Raw genomic sequence first — 17,548 nt, 5'->3', positions numbered from 1 at the left:
GAGTAGTCCGCGGGTCGTCTCTAGCCGGCCGCTATTGAAGCACGGCTGTCACGTCACGGACACGCTGCTATCACTGACGCACGACGGCCGGCGGTTGCCAACTGCCGTCGGTGGCTTGCGCCTTGGGCGCGTACAGACGCAGCACGAGTTGCAGATCGGCGCGCGGCGCCGGCAGCCAGTTGCCGCTCTTGCTGCGAGCGGACGACACGGTCACGTCGAGCGAGCCATCGCGATTGCGGCGCGCGCCATTGCGGTCGCCGACCGCGAGACGCGCCGGCGCGCTTTCGCCCAACGCGCCGTCCTTCGTGTAGGCGGTGATCGACCAGAAGCCGCGCACCGGCGGCAACTGATTCGGCGCGAAGTGGATCACGTAGCGGTTTGCGCCGTTGAGCGCACGACCGTCGCTGTCCTGGGTGACGACCGCGCGAACTTCGTCGTCTTTCGTGCCGATACCCGGTTGCGCGTATGCGGCATAGGCGCGCAGCGCGTAGTCGGGACCGTAGGTGCCCACGCCGTCGCCGAACCAGCTCCAGCCGTTGCCGTTCAGCAGATTGGACGGCGGCGTGACGACGCGCTCATGACCGTCGGCAAGACCCGCCGTAATGGCTTCTGGCGCATTCGGCAGCTTGACCGGCTCGCCGGGCGTCACGCCGAGGTCGGAAAGGAATTTGAGCGCGTGCGGATCGGCCGGCGTCGGCGGATTGTCGGGCAAGGCCTGCGCGAGCCGGTTGAAGAACCCATTGGCATCGAGCGCGGCGACTTGCGCGGCCGGCGTGCCGGAAGCAGGCACGCCGGCATCGGCGGCATTGCTGCGCGCGGGTGCGATGGAGGCAGAACGCGTGTCGCCCGCGTAGACGCTCAGCGGCGCGACGCGAATGGCGCGCTGCAGCTTGCGGACTGCCGTCAGATCACGTGTGCCGTTCGACTGGATACGCACGCTCACCCATGCATTGCGAGTCGGCACGTCGACCCGCTTCACGCCTTTGGGCAACTCGCCCTGCCAGCCCGGGCCGACGAAGGCGATCGCCTGCGGCTTGATGCCAGCCGCACGAGTGGCGAACTGCGAGCTGGTCGACCAGACCACGTTAGTCCACATGTCGAGCACGCGGGCATCCACGTAGCGGCCGTGCGAGTCGGGCAGCGCCACGATCACCGGTTCACTGCCGAGGTCCAGCCAGCCGGTCGAATCGAACGTATCGAGGCTCGGCTGCATCGGATTGGCTGCGCCGATCGGCGGCAATGCCTGAGCGTGGCGCAGGGTATTGAGCGGCGCGCGGCCCGGATCGGTGCCGACCGCCGCGTCGCGCGCGACACCCATCAGTACCAATGGATAGCCGAATACGTACGAATCGGCGACTTCGTCCTTGATCCAACCGGTGGATTTCTGCGTCGCGGTGTGAGTCGACGCGCAACCCGCCAGAAATACGAGGCCTGCGAGCGATGCGCAGGTCCAATGACTCGAGTACAGCTCTCGGCGATTTTTTATCATTCGTTCAGGTGGCGGAACGTGTGGTCCTAAGGGAGACGCCGGTGCGCGACGAACCCTGCTTGCGCGGCCTCCGAAAGCCCAACGCATCCAGTCCGCGGTTCGCGATGCCGACAACACCGGGTTGTATCGTATCCTTGGTCACCAGGCAAGCGCAAAGGCAGCAATAGCGCCGGTTCGCGCGCGCATACAGTCCTTTTTGCAGTACCGTTGACGTTTTTTTATTACATCCGCCCGGGCGTCGAAGCCTCGGGCGACTTTCATCGCTGCTCTTTCGCCCCCTCGTATCCGGAGCGCTTCATGTACATGCCTGCCCATTTCGAAGAGAACCGTTCAGAGGTTCTCCACCGCCTGATCGCCGAGCAGCCTTTCGGCGCGTTGATTACCCACGGACCGACCGGACTCGACGCGAATCATTTGCCGTTCGAATTCGAAGCGCCCGCTGCGGGGAGCCAGTCCGATGCGGCGACGGGTGAGACGCACGGCATCCTCCGCGCTCACGTCGCCCGCGCCAATCCCGTGTGGCAGGAAGCCGCGGCGAACCCGGAAGCGCTCGTGATCTTTCAGGGCCCGGCCGCCTACATCTCGCCGAACTGGTATCCGAGCAAGCACGAGGCGCATCGGCAGGTGCCGACTTATAACTATATGGTGGTGCATGCGCACGGCCGGATCGTCGTGCGCGACGACGAGTCGTTCGTGCGCGGACTCGTCGCGCGCCTGACCCGCAAGATGGAAGCCGGCGAACCGGTGCCGTGGAAAATGGGCGACGCTCCCGCCGACTTCATCGCGCAGATGCTCGGTGCGATCGTCGGCATCGAAATCGAGGTGACGCGCCTCGTCGGCAAGTGGAAACTCGGTCAGAACAAGGCGGCGGCCGACCGTCGCGGCGCGGCCGACACCCTGCTGGCGCGCTCAAGCGACGAACAGCAGGCGGTCGGCCAAGCCATGCTGGACGCGCCGCCCGCCTTCTGAGCGGACGTTTCCGCGATGAATCAGCGCCATACCGGCGCGGTTAAAGCACGCACTGCAATTCGTCCTTGACCTTCCCATTATGGGAAGGTCAATACTGGCCTCATGATGCGGCCTGATGCCGCCACGAGCCTTGCCTACCATGACCGAACTTGCCACCGCCCGGCGCCCCGCGGATGCCGCCGACGCTTCCGCCCACACCACCGAACTCGACATCGGCGGCATGACTTGCGCCTCGTGCGCGATGCGCGTCGAAAAGGCGCTCGCCAAAGTGCCGGGCGTCGTGAGCGCGTCGGTGAATCTGGCGACTGAAACCGCGACTGTCGATCTGGACGGCGCAGCCGCCGGCCCGGACGCGCTGATCGCCGCCGTCAGGAAAGCGGGCTACGAAGCGACGTTGAGCGCACCGCCGGATACCTCCACCGCCGCCGACGAGGCCGCGTCCGCCGACCGCAAGCTCGATCAAACCCGCCGCGAGTTGGCCGCCGTGCTCGCCTCCGCCGCGCTGACGCTGCCTCTGGCCGTGCCGATGGCTGGCGAATGGTTCGGTTTCCACGCAATGCTGTCGCCCTGGCTGCAATTCGCGCTCGCCTCGATCGTGCAGTTCGTGTTCGGCGCACGCTTCTATCGCGCGGCCTATCGAGCGGTGCGGGCCGGCGCGGGCAACATGGACTTGCTGGTGGCACTCGGCACATCGGCGGCGTATGGCATCAGCGTCTACGAACTGGCGACCCATCCCGGCGACATGATGCATCTGTATTTCGAAGCGTCGGCGGTCGTGATTACGCTGGTGCGCTTCGGCAAGTGGCTCGAAGCACGCGCCAAACGCCAGACGACCGACGCCATCCGCGCCCTCAACGCGCTGCGCCCCGATCGCGCGCGCATTCGTGTCGGCGCCGACGAGCGCGACGTGCCGCTCGCGCAAGTGCGGGTCGGCACGGTGGTGCTCGTGCGTCCTGGCGAGCGCGTGCCGGTCGACGGCGCGGTGCTCGAAGGCCGCACGCATATCGACGAATCCCTGATCACCGGCGAAAGCCTGCCGGTGCCGAAGCAGGTGGCCGACCCGGTCACTGCCGGCTCGATCAACGGTGAAGGCGCGATTGCCGTGACGACCACGGCGATCGGCGCGGAAACCACGCTTGCGCGCATTATCCGCCTCGTGGAAAGCGCGCAGGCCGAGAAGGCGCCGATCCAGCGGCTGGTCGATCGGGTCAGCGAAATCTTCGTGCCGGCGATCCTGGCGATTGCCGCGCTCACATTGGTGGGCTGGCTGATCGCCGGCGCGGACGGCGAAACCGCGATTCTGAATGCGGTTGCCGTGCTGGTGATCGCGTGCCCGTGCGCGCTCGGACTGGCCACGCCGGCGGCCATCATGGCCGGCACCGGCGTCGCGGCGCGGCGCGGCGTGCTGATCAAAGACGCCGAGGCACTGGAAACCGCGCATCGGGTGACGATTGTCGCGTTCGACAAAACCGGCACGCTGACGCTCGGCCAGCCGTCCGTCACCGCGTTCGAGCCGATTGGCGACATCAGCCGCGTAGAGGCGCTGGAGCTTGCGGCAGCGGTTCAGCGCAACAGCGATCATCCGCTGGCTCGCGCGGTGGTCAAAGCCTATGAAGCAGCTGCGACGCAGCCCGCCGACATGCCCGCGGCGATTGGCGACACCGTTGCGGCTCCCACGCAGACGCGCGCGCTGCACGCCAGCGCCGCACGCGCGGTCGCGGGCCGCGGCGTCGAAGCGGAAGTCGACGGCCGCACGCTCGCGCTGGGCAGCGGACGCTGGCTCAACGAACTCGGCATCGAATTGCCGCCTGAACTTGCCGCGCGGGCTCACGAACTCGAAGCCGCCGGCAACACCGTCTCCTGGCTCATGCAGCGCGATCCGCAAGCGCCCGCGGCTCTGGCATTGATCGCGTTCGGCGACACCGTCAAACCGACGGCGCGCGCAGCCATCGAACGGCTGGCACGCATGGGCATCACGAGCGTGCTGGTCACCGGCGACAACCGCGGCAGCGCGGCGAGCGTCGCCAAGGCGCTCGGCATCGACGAATTCCACGCGGAAGTGCTGCCCGACGACAAAGCCCGCGTTATCCGCGACCTGAAAATTCGCAGCGCCGGCATTGTCGCGATGGCCGGCGACGGCATCAACGACGCGCCCGCGCTCGCCGCCGCCGACATCGGCATTGCCATGGCGACCGGCACCGACGTCGCCATGCATGCAGCCGGCATCACGCTGATGCGCGGCGATCCGGCGCTGGTGGCCGACGCCATCGACATCTCACGCAGGACCTGGCGCAAGATCCAGCAGAACCTGTTCTGGGCCTTCGTCTATAACCTGATCGGCATTCCGCTGGCCGCCTTCGGCCTGCTGAACCCGATGCTGGCCGGCGCGGCAATGGCGTTTTCGAGCGTCAGCGTAGTCACCAATGCGCTGCTGCTGCGCACGTGGCGCGGTGCGCAGGATGGTTCGGCACGCTAAGCGAGTACGAGCCTAAATACCCTGTGCGCCGTACGGTTATTACGAACTACTTTCGAATTTTTAAAGAAGGCGGACGCAGCGGCCGTAAACCAGCCATCGATGCCGGTCATGCCTATGCATGGACCAGGCATTCCGCTTGTGCTTCTTTACTCCGCAACCGCCCATGGAATTTCTCTCTTTGCGCCGTGCCAGCGTTGGCGCGCGGCTCGCTATCCTGTCGTGCGTGCTGGTCGCGTTGATCTTCGCCGCGTTCACTTGGGCGCTCACCCGCACCGCCGGCAAGCAGATCAGCGACCAGGTGCTCGAACGCATCGCCGATAAAGACCGCTCGATCGCCGCGATGATCAAGTTGTTCGACAAGGCCTTATCGAACGAGGTCGACCGCTCGATGTCGCTGTTCGCGAGTTTCCTGCCCACCGAATACACGCTCGACGAGACCCAGAAAGTCGATATCGGCGGTGTCGCCACGCCGACCATCAAGGCGGGCGACAAAGTCCTGAACCTGGACTTTTCCATCCCCGATCTGTTTCTCGAACGCAGCGGCGCGGTCGCCACCGTATTCGCGCGCAATGGCGACGACTTCGTACGCGTTACCACTTCGCTGAAGAAACAGGACGGCTCGCGCGCCATCGGCACGCTGCTCGACCGCAAGGCACCGGCCTACGCACTGCTCCTCGCGAACAAACCCTATACGGGACTCGCCGCGCTCTTCGGCAAACGTTTGATCACGCAATACCGCCCGATCACCGACGCGAGCGGCCGCGTGATCGGCGCGCTGTTTGTCGGCGTCAATGTGGACAAGGAAATTCAGTCGGTCGAAGACGGCATTCGCAATCTGAAGATCGGCGACAGCGGTTACTACTTTGTTGTCGATGCGTCGAAGGGCGCGGAGCGCGGCAAGCTGATCGTGCATCCGGCAGCGGCCGGCCAGAACGCCGACAACGCGAACGCACCGTATCAGCAGATGCTCGACATGAAGGACGGCCAGCTCGAATACAGCTCGGCCGACGCCACGCTCGGCGAGCGCGGCTCGCGCGACAAGTTCGTGTCGTTCGTTACCGTGCCGGAATGGCAATGGCTGGTTGGCGGCGTCGCGCCGCGCGACGAAGTGATGGCCGACGTCGTCGCCACCCGCAATGAATTTCTACTGCTCGGCTTCATCCTCGTCGGCGTATTCGCGGTGGTGTTCCTGATTGCGGTGCGGCGCCTCGTGAGCCGTCCGCTCGAAGAAGCCGCCAAGGCGTCCGAACGTTTCGCCTCGGGCGATCTGAGCGTGCGCGTGGCGAATGGCGCAAACGCGCGCGCCGATGAAATTGGCCGCCTGATGCAGTCGATCGACGGCATCGGCGAAGGACTCGCGCGCATTGTTTCGCAAGTGCGCAATGCGTCGACGGACATGTCCCACGGCACCGAAAAGATCGCCACCGGCAGCGGCAACATCGCCGCGCGAATCGCCACGCAGGCGAGCAGCCTCGAAGAAACGGCGGCGAGCATGGAAGAGATCACCTCGACGGTGCAGCAGAACGCCGACCATGCCGCGCAAGCCAACACGCTCGTCACCCGCGCCGCCGACGCCGCGCTCGAAGGCGGCCGCGCGGTTGAACGCGTGGTGTCGACCATGGGCGAGATCAGCCGCTCGTCGCAGAAAATCGCCGAGATCACGACCGTGATCGAGGGTATCGCCTTCCAGACCAATATCCTCGCGCTGAACGCCGCCGTGGAAGCGGCGCGCGCCGGCGAGCACGGCAAGGGCTTCGCGGTCGTGGCCTCGGAAGTGCGCGCGCTGGCGCAGCGCAGCGCGGCCTCGGTGAAGGAGATCGAGAGCCTGATCGCGAGTTCCACGGCGACCGTGCAAAGCGGCTTCCGGATCGCCGAAGAAGCCAGTTCGACGATGCAGGGCATCGTTCAACAGGTCGGCCAGGTTCGCGCGATCATGGGCGAAATCAGCGTCGCTTCGCGCGAGCAATCGGGCGGCATCGAACAGGTGAATCTCGCCGTCACGCAGATCGGCGAAGCCACGCAGCAGAACGCTACGATTGTCGGCGAAGCGGAACTTGCAGCGGCCGAGTTGCGCGATCAGGCCGCGCGCCTTGCGCAGGTGGTCAGCGTGTTCAAGCTGGAAAGCGCGCGCGATTGAGGGTGAGCATCGCGGCACGGCGTTGCGTGCCGCAGCGCGCCGCGCGCCGTTGCAGCAGCAACAGCGTTTCTTCAATACACCCGCTTCAGAATTCGACGTCCAGCTCGTCGATCTCTTCCACTTCCTGTTGCGCGTCGGCGATCCACTCCTGCATCTCGGGCAGCGCCATGATCCGCTGTCCGTATTCGACGATTTCCGGATCGAGTTTGACGTCGTAGGTGACGAATCGCGTCACCACGGGCGCGTACATCGCGTCCGCCGTGGTCCGCTCGCCGAACAGAAACGGCCCGCCATATTGCTTCAGGCACTCGCTCCAGATCGTCACGATCCGGTCGATGTCCGATTGAGCCCGCGCCCACACCTTGAAGCCTGGAAAATGCGCTTTGAGGTTCATCGGCAAGGCCGAGCGCAGGGAGCCGAAACCCGAATGCATCTCGCCGCAAATCGAGCGGCAATGCGCGCGTGCGCGAATGTCTTCTGGCAGCAGCTTTGCGTCCGGTTTGAGTTCGTTCAGATATTCGGCAATCGCCAGCGTGTCCCAGATCTCGATGCCGTCGTGAACGAGGCACGGCACCAATATCGACGGTGACAGCAGCAGCAGTTCGGCGCGTGCCGCTGGATCGTCGATCGGCATGACGACTTCTTCGAAAGGCAATCCGCTGAACCGGGTCAACAGCCAGCCGCGCAACGACCACGACGAATAATTCTTGCTGCTGATAGTGAGCGTGGTATTCGCCATACGATTCTCCTCCAGATGAGGCGTTCGGTCGGCGCCTGACGCCATGCGTGCACGTTGCCGTGCGCGCGCGCACCAAAGCGCGGCAATTTCGGCCCGTTGCCCTGACTCGCGCAAATGCTATGCCAACGTGCAGGCAGGGCCGCCCCCGTGCTTATGCTGATTGGCACATGACTTGCCTCTATTTGGGTTCCATCCTCTTCAGCATTCGTGCGAAGGTTATGAACCTGTTCGCATATCCCACATATCAGGCTTTCGCCGACATGATGCTGCCCATGCGACACGGCGCAGCACTGATGAATCATTCGCTCGACGCATGGCCCGCGTTCGGCGAAACGTCGCATGGCCGATCGATCCGCGCCGCCTGCGAATTGTTGACACTCGCCGGTCTCACGCCCGTGCGGCCGCCGTTCGACATCGATAGCGTGGTGTCAGAGGGCAAATCCGTGGCGATCGTCGAAGAAGTCGCGGCGCACACGCCATTCTGCTCGCTGCTGCATTTCCGTAAGCAGACTCCGCCGTCGGTGCCGCAGCCCCGTGTACTGGTGATCGCGCCCATGTCCGGTCACTTTGCGACACTGCTGCGTGGCACTGTGCGCACCATGCTGACCGAACACGACGTCTACATCACCGACTGGCACAACCCGCGCGACGTTCCATTGAGCCAGGGCCGCTTCGGCTTCGACGAATTCGTGCAGCACGTGATCGACTTCACTGAAGCGATCGGGCCCGGCGCGCATCTGCTGGCCGTGTGCCAGCCGACAGTCGCCGCGCTGGCCGCGGTCGCGCTCATGGCCGCCGACGATCATCCCGCGCAGCCTGCGAGCATGACGCTGATGGCCGGTCCACTCGACACCCGCATCAACCCGACCCGCGTCAACGACCTCGCGAAGAGCAAGCCGATCGAGTGGTTCGAGCAGAATCTGATCAGCGCGGTGCCGTTCGGTTTTGCGGGCGCGCACCGGCGCGTGTATCCGGGCTTCGTGCAGTTGACCGCGTTCATGGCGATGAATCTCAACCGCCATCTCGATTCGTTCGAGACGATGCATTACGAACGCGCCAAAGGCGATCCTGCGAAAGCCGACACGATTCACACGTTCTACGAAGAATACTTCGCGACGATGGACCTGACGGCCGACTTCTATCTGGAGACTGTCGATACGGTTTTTCAGCGGCATGCGCTGCCGTTGCATGCGCTCGAAGTTCGGGGGCGTCTCGTCGAGCCATCGAAAATTCGCCGCACGGCCTTGCTCACGGTGGAAGGCGAGAAGGACGATATCTGCGCCGTCGGGCAGACGCTCGCGGCGCAAGACATGTGCGACAAATTGCGGCCCTATCTGAAGACGCACCACGTGCAGACCGGCGTCGGGCATTACGGCGTTTTCAATGGACACCGCTGGGAGCGGCAAATCTATCCGCGCGTACGGGCCGTGATTTACGACAATGAACCGCGCGCGGTGTTGGTCGGATCGCGGGCGCGCACGATCCAGCCAGTGCCCGCGGCCAAGGCTGCCGAGGTCACGGCGGCAGCGCCGGCCGCGACGGCGGTGGTCGATGTGGAAGTGGATGCGGCGGTGAGGGTCGGGTCGAATGGATCGGGCGCTGCGCCGAGTGAAAGTTCGGCCGCTGCGATCAAGCCGCAGACGCCACGCGCTCCGCGTAGGCGGCCGCCTGCAGCGTAATGCGCGTTTCTTGGTGCTTTCTTAGCGCTTTCCCAGCACCTTTAGCGGCGCTGTGTCGGCGGGAGGTCTGCGTGCGTGGCCGCGCGTTGATGCGCGCTGCACACGCAGACGCGTTCCCTTCGCTATGCCGCGACGCCCTTCCAGGGCGTCACCGCCGGCACGTCACACGGCCCTTCGACGTCGATCGATTTGAAATCGGCCGGTGAGACGATTTCGATGTACTCCATATCTTCCGAATAATCGAACAGATAGTGAACGATGCCCGGCGCCTGATGCACGCAATCGCCGGCGGCAACGAGGGTCTCCTTGTCGCCGTACATGAAGCGCGCCCAGCCCTTCAGCATGATCACAATGTGGAAGTCGGCCTCATGACGGTGCCAGCCGGTGCCTTGCTCTGGTGCGTGATTCGCCTTGACGAGTTGCGCGAGCACCTTGCCGCCGGTCGCCTGCGCGATGCCTAAATCACGGTAGAGAAAAAAGTCGCGTAAGCCCTGATCCACGTAGGACGTGTCTTGCGGACGGACATGGCTGAATTGCGTGGCGAATTCGGTGGACATGATCGCGCTCCTCGCGAGTGAGCCGGCAGTTGAAAACGACGCATTGGAGCGTCGGTTGCAAGCATCAAGCGGGCCAGTCCACTGGAGCCGGTTTTGCACGATTCGCAGGCGCTGCGCTGATTGCCGCGCCGCCTCGCGCGGCGCGATCTGGTTTCAAACGCTGCGGTGCTTAGGCGCTCGGGCGGAACATCTGGAACATGTCGCCGATTTCCGCATAGTCCCCGCGATAGCCGGCGCGCATGATCGGCTGCGCCGCATGCGTGTCGAACAGGCCGTCTTTCAGATAGGCCTCGTTGATGTGCACGCCGACCACCTGGCCGAGCGACAGGTAGTTGTCCATCGGTTTGCCGTCGAGTGTATGCAGACGCACCACTTGCAGCAACTTGCACTCGAGCGCGGCCGGCGATTCGGCGACGTGCGGCACGGCGACGTTACGGCCCGGCGCAGGCGTGAGACCCGCGAGTGCGAATTCGTCGACAGACGGCGCGACCGGCGCCGACGAACGGTTCATCTGCTCGGCGAGCGGTTTGGTGGCCAGGTTCCAGACGAATTCGCCGGTGGCTTCTATGTTGGTGACGCTGTCTTTACGACCTTCGCTGCAAAAACCGATGATCGCCGGGAAGGTGGCGAACGCGCCGAAGAAACTGTATGGCGCGAGATTCAAAGTACCTTCGGCGTCGCGCGACGAAATCCAGCCGATCAGCCGCGGTGCGACGATGGCTTTGAAGGGATCGTGCGCAAGGCCGTGGCCCGTGGCGGGATCGTAGAAGTAGTGGGACATGGCGCTGAGTCGGCTTGACGGATTGAGCCTGGATTGTGGGCTAGAGGGCATTTATACAGCAGAGCGGCGGCCGCTGCTGGGCATGGCATTTCCCGCAAGGCACCCCGCGCCATTTCCGGTGAGGCCGTGATGATGCGCAAGAAGCCTCGCCCCCGTTCCGGCAATCAGCCGCCGTCGCCGTGTCCGTTCATCAACCGCGACTGATCACGCGGCGGCGTCCTTCTTTCACCTGCGCCAGATGCGCGTCGTCCCATTCGTAGAAACCGGCGCCGCTGCGCACGCCGACGCGCCCTGCGTCGACCTGCTCGCGCAATAAGTCGAGCACGTCTTCGTCTTTGGCCAGTTCGGGCATCAGATGCGTGGAGATATCGAGGAAGGTGTCGAGCCCGCCCATATCCGCACCCTCGAGCGGCCCAACGATCCCCCAGCGGCGTCCGAGCGACGCCTTCATCACGCGGTCGACCACGTCAGGCGTCGCCGCCCCGGATCGGACAATGTTCAACGCCTCGCGCAGCACCGCGAACTGCAAGCGGTTGCCGACAAAGCCCGGAATCGCCTTCGCCAGCACCACCGGCTCCATGCCGATCGCGCTCATCAACGCGGCGGTCTGCTGGGTCACTTCCGGCGCGGTCGCCGTGCCCGGCACGACTTCGACGAGCGGAATCATGTGCGGCGGGTTCCAGAAATGCGCGATCACGAAGCGCTCTTTCGCGCGCAACGGCGTGACCAGTTGATCAGGCGGGAAACCGCTGGTATTGCTCGCGAGAATCGCGTCATCGGAGAGCAACTCAGTCAGCGCCGCATACAGGCGATGCTTCAGTTCGAGCACTTCGGGAATGGCCTCGATCACGAATTGCGCCGACGCCATCACGTCGAGTTGCGCATGGGTTTCGATGCGCGCCAACGCCGCTTGCCGTGCCGCCTGATCGATGCGCCCGGCGTCGATCAGCTCGTCGAGCACCGCTTCCGCTTTCGAAGCAACGCTCGCAAGACGCGCCGGATCGACGTCGTGGACGATCGTTCTGTGTCCGTGCAGCGCGCTTTGCGTCGCAATGCCGACGCCCATCAATCCTGTGCCAACTACCCCTATGACTGCCTTGTCCACGCCGCTCTCCCGCTGCCGTCGATAAAAGCTTCGAAGCATAGCGCAGCGCGCCGATTCTTAAGGCCGAACGCGACAAAGCCGGTCTTCCGCGAGGAAGGACCGGCTTTGTGCACGTCACGCCGCGTCGCGCGGCGCGGTCATGCGGCCATCAGTAGCGCGGCGGCGGCGGACGATGGTCGCCGTGGTGGTGCGGGTCGTAATCGTGCGGGTGATGGCGCATCCAGTCGTCATGAGCCCAGTAGCGGTGGCCGTCGTAGTAACGATCGCCATGCCAGCCGATATTGATCGACACGCCAACAGGCGTCATGTGCGGCTGACCGTACACCGCCGGTCCCGGACCGTTCTCCACGACCACCCGTTCCTGGGCGAATGCGCTGCCGGCTGCGAGCAGCGCGCCGCCCGCCAGCAGCGTTGCAATGATCGAACGCGATGTCTTGTTAAAGGTTTTCATAGTGACCTCCCATCAAAGTTTTGTATCAAGCCGGCGTCCGTGCTCGATCGGCCTCGAACTGCAATCTCAGGCTCGAACCAGACGCCGTACGCTTGAGACCAACTCTAGCGGCGCAAACCGCGTGAAGACGTGAGCACTTGTAAGCGCTCATTTCAAAGAAGGGGACGGATGAAAGATCCGCGTTTTAGCGGTCAACGCCCGTCCGTCAGGCCATGCGAGATGATTTGACCGTGCGGCAAACCGGCGCAGTGTCAGCCGCCGTTACATTCATTTCGGGGTAGAAATATTCGGACAGCGGGCCTGCGGGCGAAAAATGGGCCCCAAAAAACAAAAGCCACGGTACGCGTTTCGCGAACTGTGGCTTCAATCATGCGATGCGCACCCGAAGTGCGCGCCCGAACGCGGTAATCCGCGCTTCAGGCCGGTGCAGCGTGGCTTTTAGTCGGTCAGCTTGATGCCAAACAACGTGGCTTGTGCCCTGCGCACGCGTTCTGCTTCGCGGCTGCGTGCTTCGTACGAGTACTCAGCGTCCAGCGGCAGATGGGGCGACGCAAAGAGGTCGCTGACCTTTTGGAACAATGCAAAAATGAAGCTCATGGCGACTCCCGGTTGGTTACTGCATTAGCTAGGGTTTTCCCTTAAGAAGCATTATAGGGTTTTCCCTAGAGTAACGCTAGTGCAATGCAGCAATTTTTTGGCGTGGCGTCTTGTCACGGCGCATTTCCCACATTGTGCGTCGCATCATGACAACGTCCCCGTTTTCGGGCATTCAGGGCCGGAAGGGAGAGCCGCGCGCAGCGCGGTCTTTACGCGATTTCTGTTGAAACCGGCTTTGAGAGGGGAAGGGAGCAAGAACACCGCTGGTCGGCGATCGTTGTTCGGATCGCCGCGGCCGGTGCGTTACCGGCGCGGCGGTCACTGACCATCACTGCGGAATAACCGCTTTCGGCCTATGCGAATGCTGCGCCCGCGCGGCGCGTTTGGTATGCGCCGCCGTGACGGCAGCTTGCGGAGCAGTGGCGGCGGCGGCCGCGGCCGCGCCGGAAGCGGCACTGGCGGCCGCGGCATTCGCCATCGCCATATGCGTGTCGAGCAAACTGGCCATCGCCGCTTGCTGGTTCTGCATCATCTGTTCGATGCGATGCTGCTGGGCAGTGGTTTCACGCGTCAGGCGCATCAGCAACACGGTCTGCGTGATGCCGATCGCAACCGTCACCAGCAACGCGCCCACCACGATCGACAGCATCCACTTCATGCGGCGCGAATGATCGGTCGCGGCGCGGCGCTGATCGGCGATCACGCCATACAGCGCGTCGACGGTATCGGCAAAGGCGGTGGCCCGCGCGCGATCGAGTTCCGGCGCGGCGCGCAGCGCGGCCGCGGCCGCTTCGGCGCGCCGGGCTTCGCGCCACGGCGCGGCGAACTCGGCGCTCGCTTGTGCGGATGCCGATGAATTCGTCGATGTCTGCGCGGCAGGCATCGGCTCGGCGGATGCAGCGCTCGCCTGCGCCGAAGCGGTTTCATCCACCGTATTCGGGGGTTCAACTGAAGTCGCTTCTCGCGATGCCGAAGCCGAAGCCGATGCCGCCTTGGCGAAAGTCGCAGCAAAACGTTGCGGCGCCTTGCTGCCACCCAGCGTCTGCGCGGACGCGGCATCCGTCGACGCCCCCGCCTCGGACGCCTGGCGCAGCGCGGTCACGCTGCGCGCCACGGTTGCTGCCGCCATGGCTGGCGTCAACGGGGCCGCCGGTTTCTCGTCGGCATTAGCATCCGTTGCCGGCTTCGTGTCGCACAAAGCCAGTTCGCCGACCGGCGAAGCCGTCGTCGCCAGCGGCTCCATTTCAAGCCCGCTCAGTTGCGCGTTGACCGGCATCGGTTCATCGGACTTCGCGGCGCGGGGCGCGCGGCGCGCCGAGCGCGCGTCGAGCGGCCCGCTGTCGCCGGCATCGATCGCGCCGACCGCCGCCAGCACTACATCGGGTAACTCGAAACCGTGCAGCGTGCCTTGCCGGATGTCGATATTCATCGCTTCCAGCGTGGCGCGGGTGGGATCGTCGGGGAACAGGTCGAGCGTGCTGTCGTCGCGAGAGGCGTCGCTCAGTTGCGCGAGACGTTGTGCAGAGCGCGCGGCGCGCGCCAGCTTGTTTTCAGTTTCGGTCGAGACGGTGGCCTGACGCCGCTTCTTCGAAGCTGTGCGCGAAGGCCGGGACTGCGTGGATGCTACGGAATCTGCCATAGAGAAAAAAGCGGTCGTCGCCGGAAAGCGGGCGCCGAGCACCGCTCGTCAATGCCGTTGGAATTTTTCGAGACCGCATTGTCGCATGGCCGCCCGCGCCCGCCGAAGCCATTCGCCGAGGATTTTCCGTTTTCACGAAGTCGCGTCGTCCTGTCGGAACTGCTTCACGCCGTGCAGTTGTCGCAAGCGGCCGCAGATCGCGTGATATTCCGTATTCGACACGCGATGCAAGGTGATCATCACCTCGTCGCACTCGGGCGCGTCCTCGCTTTGCTGCATCACGAACTGTTTGACGCGCGGGCTTGCGGCGCCGAGTTCGTCGTGCAGCGAGTGGAAGGTCATGGTGCCGCGCTCGACGATCATCGTCAGTTGGCGCCGCTGCTTGACCGTGATGAAGCGGCGCTCGAGCGGCTTGATGCCGGCAAGGATGATCAGAATGATGATGGTCGCCGCGATCGACGCCGTGTACAGCCCGCCGCCCACCGCCAGACCGATGGCGGCGACCGACCAGAGGCTCGCCGCCGTCGTCAGGCCGCGCACGATCTCGCCGCGCAGCAGGATCGAACCCGCGCCGAGAAAGCCGATGCCCGACACGACCTGCGCGGCCATCCGCGACGGGTCGAGCACCACGTGCTCCCCGCCCAGCACTTCGGCAAAACCGTAGGCCGAGACGATCATGATGAGCGTCGAACCGACGCACACCAGCATGTGCGTTCGTAGACCCGCGGCCCACGAAAGCCGCTCCCGCTCGAAGCCGATGACACTGCCGAGCGCCGCGGCCAGCCCCAGACGGGCGATGAGTTCGATATTCCCCAGCATTGTTTTTCCTCCTTATCGGCAATTATTTGAGATGTTTTCCGCACCGGCGCCGGAGTGCCGGCGGGACCTGTTTGCTTTATGCTAGGCCGCACGCCGCGAGGCGGGTTGCCGGGCGGGTTGCCAGGCGGGTTGCCAGGCAGGTTGAGCCGGTCGCACTGCGAGTCGTGGTGCTGATTTCGGCTTGGCGGCCGGCAAAGCAGGTAGCATCCGCGCTCACCAACAGGTTGGCCGGCGAATGCGCCGCGCTGCGACTTTGGCTACGGCACTAACCCGTAGGCCCTTCGAAATACGCGTTTGACCAATTTGACTATGCAGAGCACGAACCCTTCCGCCGCTTCCACCATCGCCCTCGCGAAGAGGCTGCGCGACCACTTCACAGGCGTGGTGCTGCCCATGTGGCGGGGCGCGGGTTTCAACGCCGCACTGAAGCTGCCCTACGAAGCGGTTAGCGCTGAAGGCCATCAGCCGCTACCTGCCGAGCGTTACCGGGCCATGGCCTGCGCGCGGCAATTGTTCGTCTTCTCCCAAGCGGGCGACGAAGCTCACGCGCAGGTGCTGTTCGATTCGTTGACGCGTACCTTTCAGGACACCCGCCACGGCGGATGGTTCTTCAGCGTCGATCCGCAAGGCGCACCGCTCGACACCACCAAGGATCTATACACGCACGCATTCGTCGTGTTTGCCTGCGCGGAATTTGGCCGGCGCTCCGGCAATCCCGACGCGCTGGAGCTCGTGCATCGCACGTCGGCGGTGATCCAGTCGAACTTCGCCGCCGAAGGCGATCTGTTCAACGCCGCGCTGACCGCGGACTTCGCCGGCGTGACGGGCACGCCGATCCAGAATCCTTTGATGCACCTGACCGAAGCCTGGCTGGCCGCTCGCGAAGCCACGCACGACAACGCTTTCGACGCCGCATTGCGGCGCCTCGCCGGCGCGGTCGCCCGTCACTTCCTGCACGCGCCCACGGGTTGCATCGCGGAACTGCCGATCGGTGCGGCCGAGAACCGTCTGGAACCCGGTCATCAGTTCGAATGGTTCTGGCTGGTCAAGCAGGCGGGCGCCTTGTTCGAAGGTTCCGGTCTTGCCGAAGCGATGCCGCGAGCGTTCAGCTTTGCGCAGCAACATGGGGTGGACGGGGAGACAGGCGGCGTGTGCGCCTCGCTTGACGAAACCGGGCAGGTGAAGGACGCGACCCAGCGGATCTGGGCGCAAACCGAGTATCTGCGTGCGCTGGCAAGCCAGGACGAACAGACGGCGCTCGCCGCGCTGCCCCGGCAAATCGAACGGTTCCAACAACGGTTCCTGCGTCCGCAGGGCTGGTTCGAATGCAAAACGCCGGCCGGTGAGGTGGCCCGGGCAGACATGCCGTCGACCACGCCCTACCACCTCGCGACCGCCTATGAGGCCTTGCCGGCGTGAGGCTCCCGGTGAGGCGCGCATCGTGCGGCCTTCTCGCGTCCGCTAACGAACCTGTCCGACGCTCCCGAGGCCGCTAAAAACTCGACCAACCCCGGTTGCGACCGCGACTTGGGCACCCGAACGATCGCGAAGCCGGCTGGCGCCGGCCGCGATCTCACGACGTCATGACGGGCCCGGACAAAAAGCCGACCGCCTGGCCGATCAGTACTCTTCGCGCTGCCAGGTGCTCCAACCGGTGTCGGCAGATTTAAAACGCATATAAGTTGCGCTTTGCCCGGTGGGGGTGTCCGACACGTCGCCATGCGGCTTGCGATCGGTCGTGTGGAGGGCGAAAGCCTGGCGGTCCGCGGTATCGACCGTAATACGGCCGATCGGGTCCGGAGCGCCTTCTTGAGGGGATTTAGACTCCAATATCGCCAGATAGGGGGTCAAACGACTCCAGAACGAGGTAAGTTCTTCTTGCAAATAATGTGTCAATGTTTTTCCTGGAAGAGTAATACAAGCAGTTTACCCTACCGGGCGGAGCGGCCTTCCAATTGCTTCCCAAGCCGGAAAAATGCCGATGCGGGGGAATACCCGAATACTGGTTGGTTGGCGTCCGTCATAAAGACGTGATACAACTCCTACTTCGCGCTCGATCTCGCGTTGAGAAATAGCGGTCGCGAATGCAACACACAACATTTACTGGATT

Annotated in this window: 15 protein-coding genes; 5 read left to right on the top strand and 10 right to left on the bottom strand. The window is 64.4% G+C overall.

Annotated features, from left to right (window positions below; all coding sequences use genetic code 11):
• Nucleotides 1-70 precede the first annotated feature (70 nt).
• A complete protein-coding gene (locus P0D70_RS15020) occupies nucleotides 71-1,489 on the bottom strand; it encodes a DUF1254 domain-containing protein (RefSeq protein WP_408185075.1) in 1,419 nt (472 codons plus the stop codon).
• 297 nt (nucleotides 1,490-1,786) lie between these two features.
• On the opposite strand from P0D70_RS15020, the gene P0D70_RS15015 reads away from it, so the two are divergent.
• From P0D70_RS15015 to P0D70_RS15005, 3 genes are all read left to right on the top strand, one after another.
• The gene (locus P0D70_RS15015) at nucleotides 1,787-2,458 is read left to right on the top strand and encodes an FMN-binding negative transcriptional regulator (protein WP_408185074.1); all 672 of its coding nucleotides are present in this window, start codon (nucleotides 1,787-1,789) and stop codon (nucleotides 2,456-2,458) included.
• A gap of 139 nt (nucleotides 2,459-2,597) precedes the next feature.
• Complete coding sequence (locus P0D70_RS15010) at nucleotides 2,598-4,934, top strand: heavy metal translocating P-type ATPase (protein ID WP_408185073.1); 2,337 nt, start codon at nucleotides 2,598-2,600, stop codon at nucleotides 4,932-4,934.
• Nucleotides 4,935-5,097: 163 nt separating this feature from the next.
• Complete coding sequence (locus P0D70_RS15005; RefSeq protein WP_408185072.1) at nucleotides 5,098-7,071, top strand: methyl-accepting chemotaxis protein; 1,974 nt, start codon at nucleotides 5,098-5,100, stop codon at nucleotides 7,069-7,071.
• Between the two features lie 85 nt (nucleotides 7,072-7,156).
• Here P0D70_RS15005 and P0D70_RS15000 read toward each other — a convergent pair whose 3' ends face one another.
• A complete protein-coding gene (locus P0D70_RS15000; protein WP_091805076.1) occupies nucleotides 7,157-7,810 on the bottom strand; it encodes a glutathione S-transferase family protein in 654 nt (217 codons plus the stop codon).
• A 218-nt stretch (nucleotides 7,811-8,028) separates the two neighbouring features.
• On the opposite strand from P0D70_RS15000, the gene P0D70_RS14995 reads away from it, so the two are divergent.
• On the top strand, nucleotides 8,029-9,489 hold the full coding sequence (locus P0D70_RS14995) for a polyhydroxyalkanoate depolymerase (RefSeq protein WP_408185071.1): 1,461 nt from the start codon (nucleotides 8,029-8,031) through the stop codon (nucleotides 9,487-9,489).
• A gap of 122 nt (nucleotides 9,490-9,611) precedes the next feature.
• Here the strand turns inward: P0D70_RS14995 and P0D70_RS14990 are convergent, their stop codons facing one another.
• The 7 genes from P0D70_RS14990 to P0D70_RS14960 all read right to left on the bottom strand — a co-directional run bounded on the left by P0D70_RS14990 (nucleotide 9,612) and on the right by P0D70_RS14960 (nucleotide 15,438).
• Nucleotides 9,612-10,046: a cupin domain-containing protein gene (locus P0D70_RS14990; RefSeq protein WP_091805079.1), complete on the bottom strand. Its 435-nt coding sequence runs from the start codon at nucleotides 10,044-10,046 to the stop codon at nucleotides 9,612-9,614.
• 169 nt (nucleotides 10,047-10,215) lie between these two features.
• Nucleotides 10,216-10,827 carry a flavin reductase family protein gene (locus tag P0D70_RS14985; protein WP_091805081.1) on the bottom strand — a complete coding sequence of 204 codons (612 nt, stop codon included), beginning with the start codon at nucleotides 10,825-10,827 and terminating at the stop codon, nucleotides 10,216-10,218.
• A gap of 190 nt (nucleotides 10,828-11,017) precedes the next feature.
• Nucleotides 11,018-11,971: a 3-hydroxyacyl-CoA dehydrogenase family protein gene (locus tag P0D70_RS14980; protein ID WP_177205135.1), complete on the bottom strand. Its 954-nt coding sequence runs from the start codon at nucleotides 11,969-11,971 to the stop codon at nucleotides 11,018-11,020.
• A gap of 109 nt (nucleotides 11,972-12,080) precedes the next feature.
• Nucleotides 12,081-12,383: a hypothetical protein gene (locus tag P0D70_RS14975; protein ID WP_408185070.1), complete on the bottom strand. Its 303-nt coding sequence runs from the start codon at nucleotides 12,381-12,383 to the stop codon at nucleotides 12,081-12,083.
• Nucleotides 12,384-12,821: 438 nt separating this feature from the next.
• On the bottom strand, nucleotides 12,822-12,980 hold the full coding sequence (locus P0D70_RS14970; protein ID WP_177205136.1) for a hypothetical protein: 159 nt from the start codon (nucleotides 12,978-12,980) through the stop codon (nucleotides 12,822-12,824).
• Nucleotides 12,981-13,308: 328 nt separating this feature from the next.
• Nucleotides 13,309-14,619 (bottom strand): hypothetical protein, encoded by a 1,311-nt coding sequence (locus tag P0D70_RS14965; RefSeq protein WP_408185069.1) that lies wholly within the window; start codon nucleotides 14,617-14,619, stop codon nucleotides 13,309-13,311.
• A 132-nt stretch (nucleotides 14,620-14,751) separates the two neighbouring features.
• Nucleotides 14,752-15,438 carry an MgtC/SapB family protein gene (locus tag P0D70_RS14960; RefSeq protein ID WP_408185068.1) on the bottom strand — a complete coding sequence of 229 codons (687 nt, stop codon included), beginning with the start codon at nucleotides 15,436-15,438 and terminating at the stop codon, nucleotides 14,752-14,754.
• Nucleotides 15,439-15,747: 309 nt separating this feature from the next.
• Between P0D70_RS14960 and P0D70_RS14955 the strand changes: the two genes are divergently transcribed.
• On the top strand, nucleotides 15,748-16,857 hold the full coding sequence (locus tag P0D70_RS14955; RefSeq protein WP_408185093.1) for an AGE family epimerase/isomerase: 1,110 nt from the start codon (nucleotides 15,748-15,750) through the stop codon (nucleotides 16,855-16,857).
• Between the two features lie 201 nt (nucleotides 16,858-17,058).
• Here P0D70_RS14955 and P0D70_RS14950 read toward each other — a convergent pair whose 3' ends face one another.
• Entirely contained in the window at nucleotides 17,059-17,334 is a 276-nt protein-coding gene (locus P0D70_RS14950; protein WP_408185067.1) for a hypothetical protein, read from the bottom strand.
• Between the last annotated feature and the right edge of the window lie 214 nt (nucleotides 17,335-17,548).

The sequence above is a fragment of the Paraburkholderia sp. RL17-381-BIF-C genome, assembly GCF_046026435.1.
In the GTDB taxonomy this organism is placed as follows: Bacteria; Pseudomonadota; Gammaproteobacteria; order Burkholderiales; family Burkholderiaceae; genus Paraburkholderia.
Note: the sequence above shows the minus strand (reverse complement) of the source record. Positions and strands in the feature narration are given on the sequence as shown.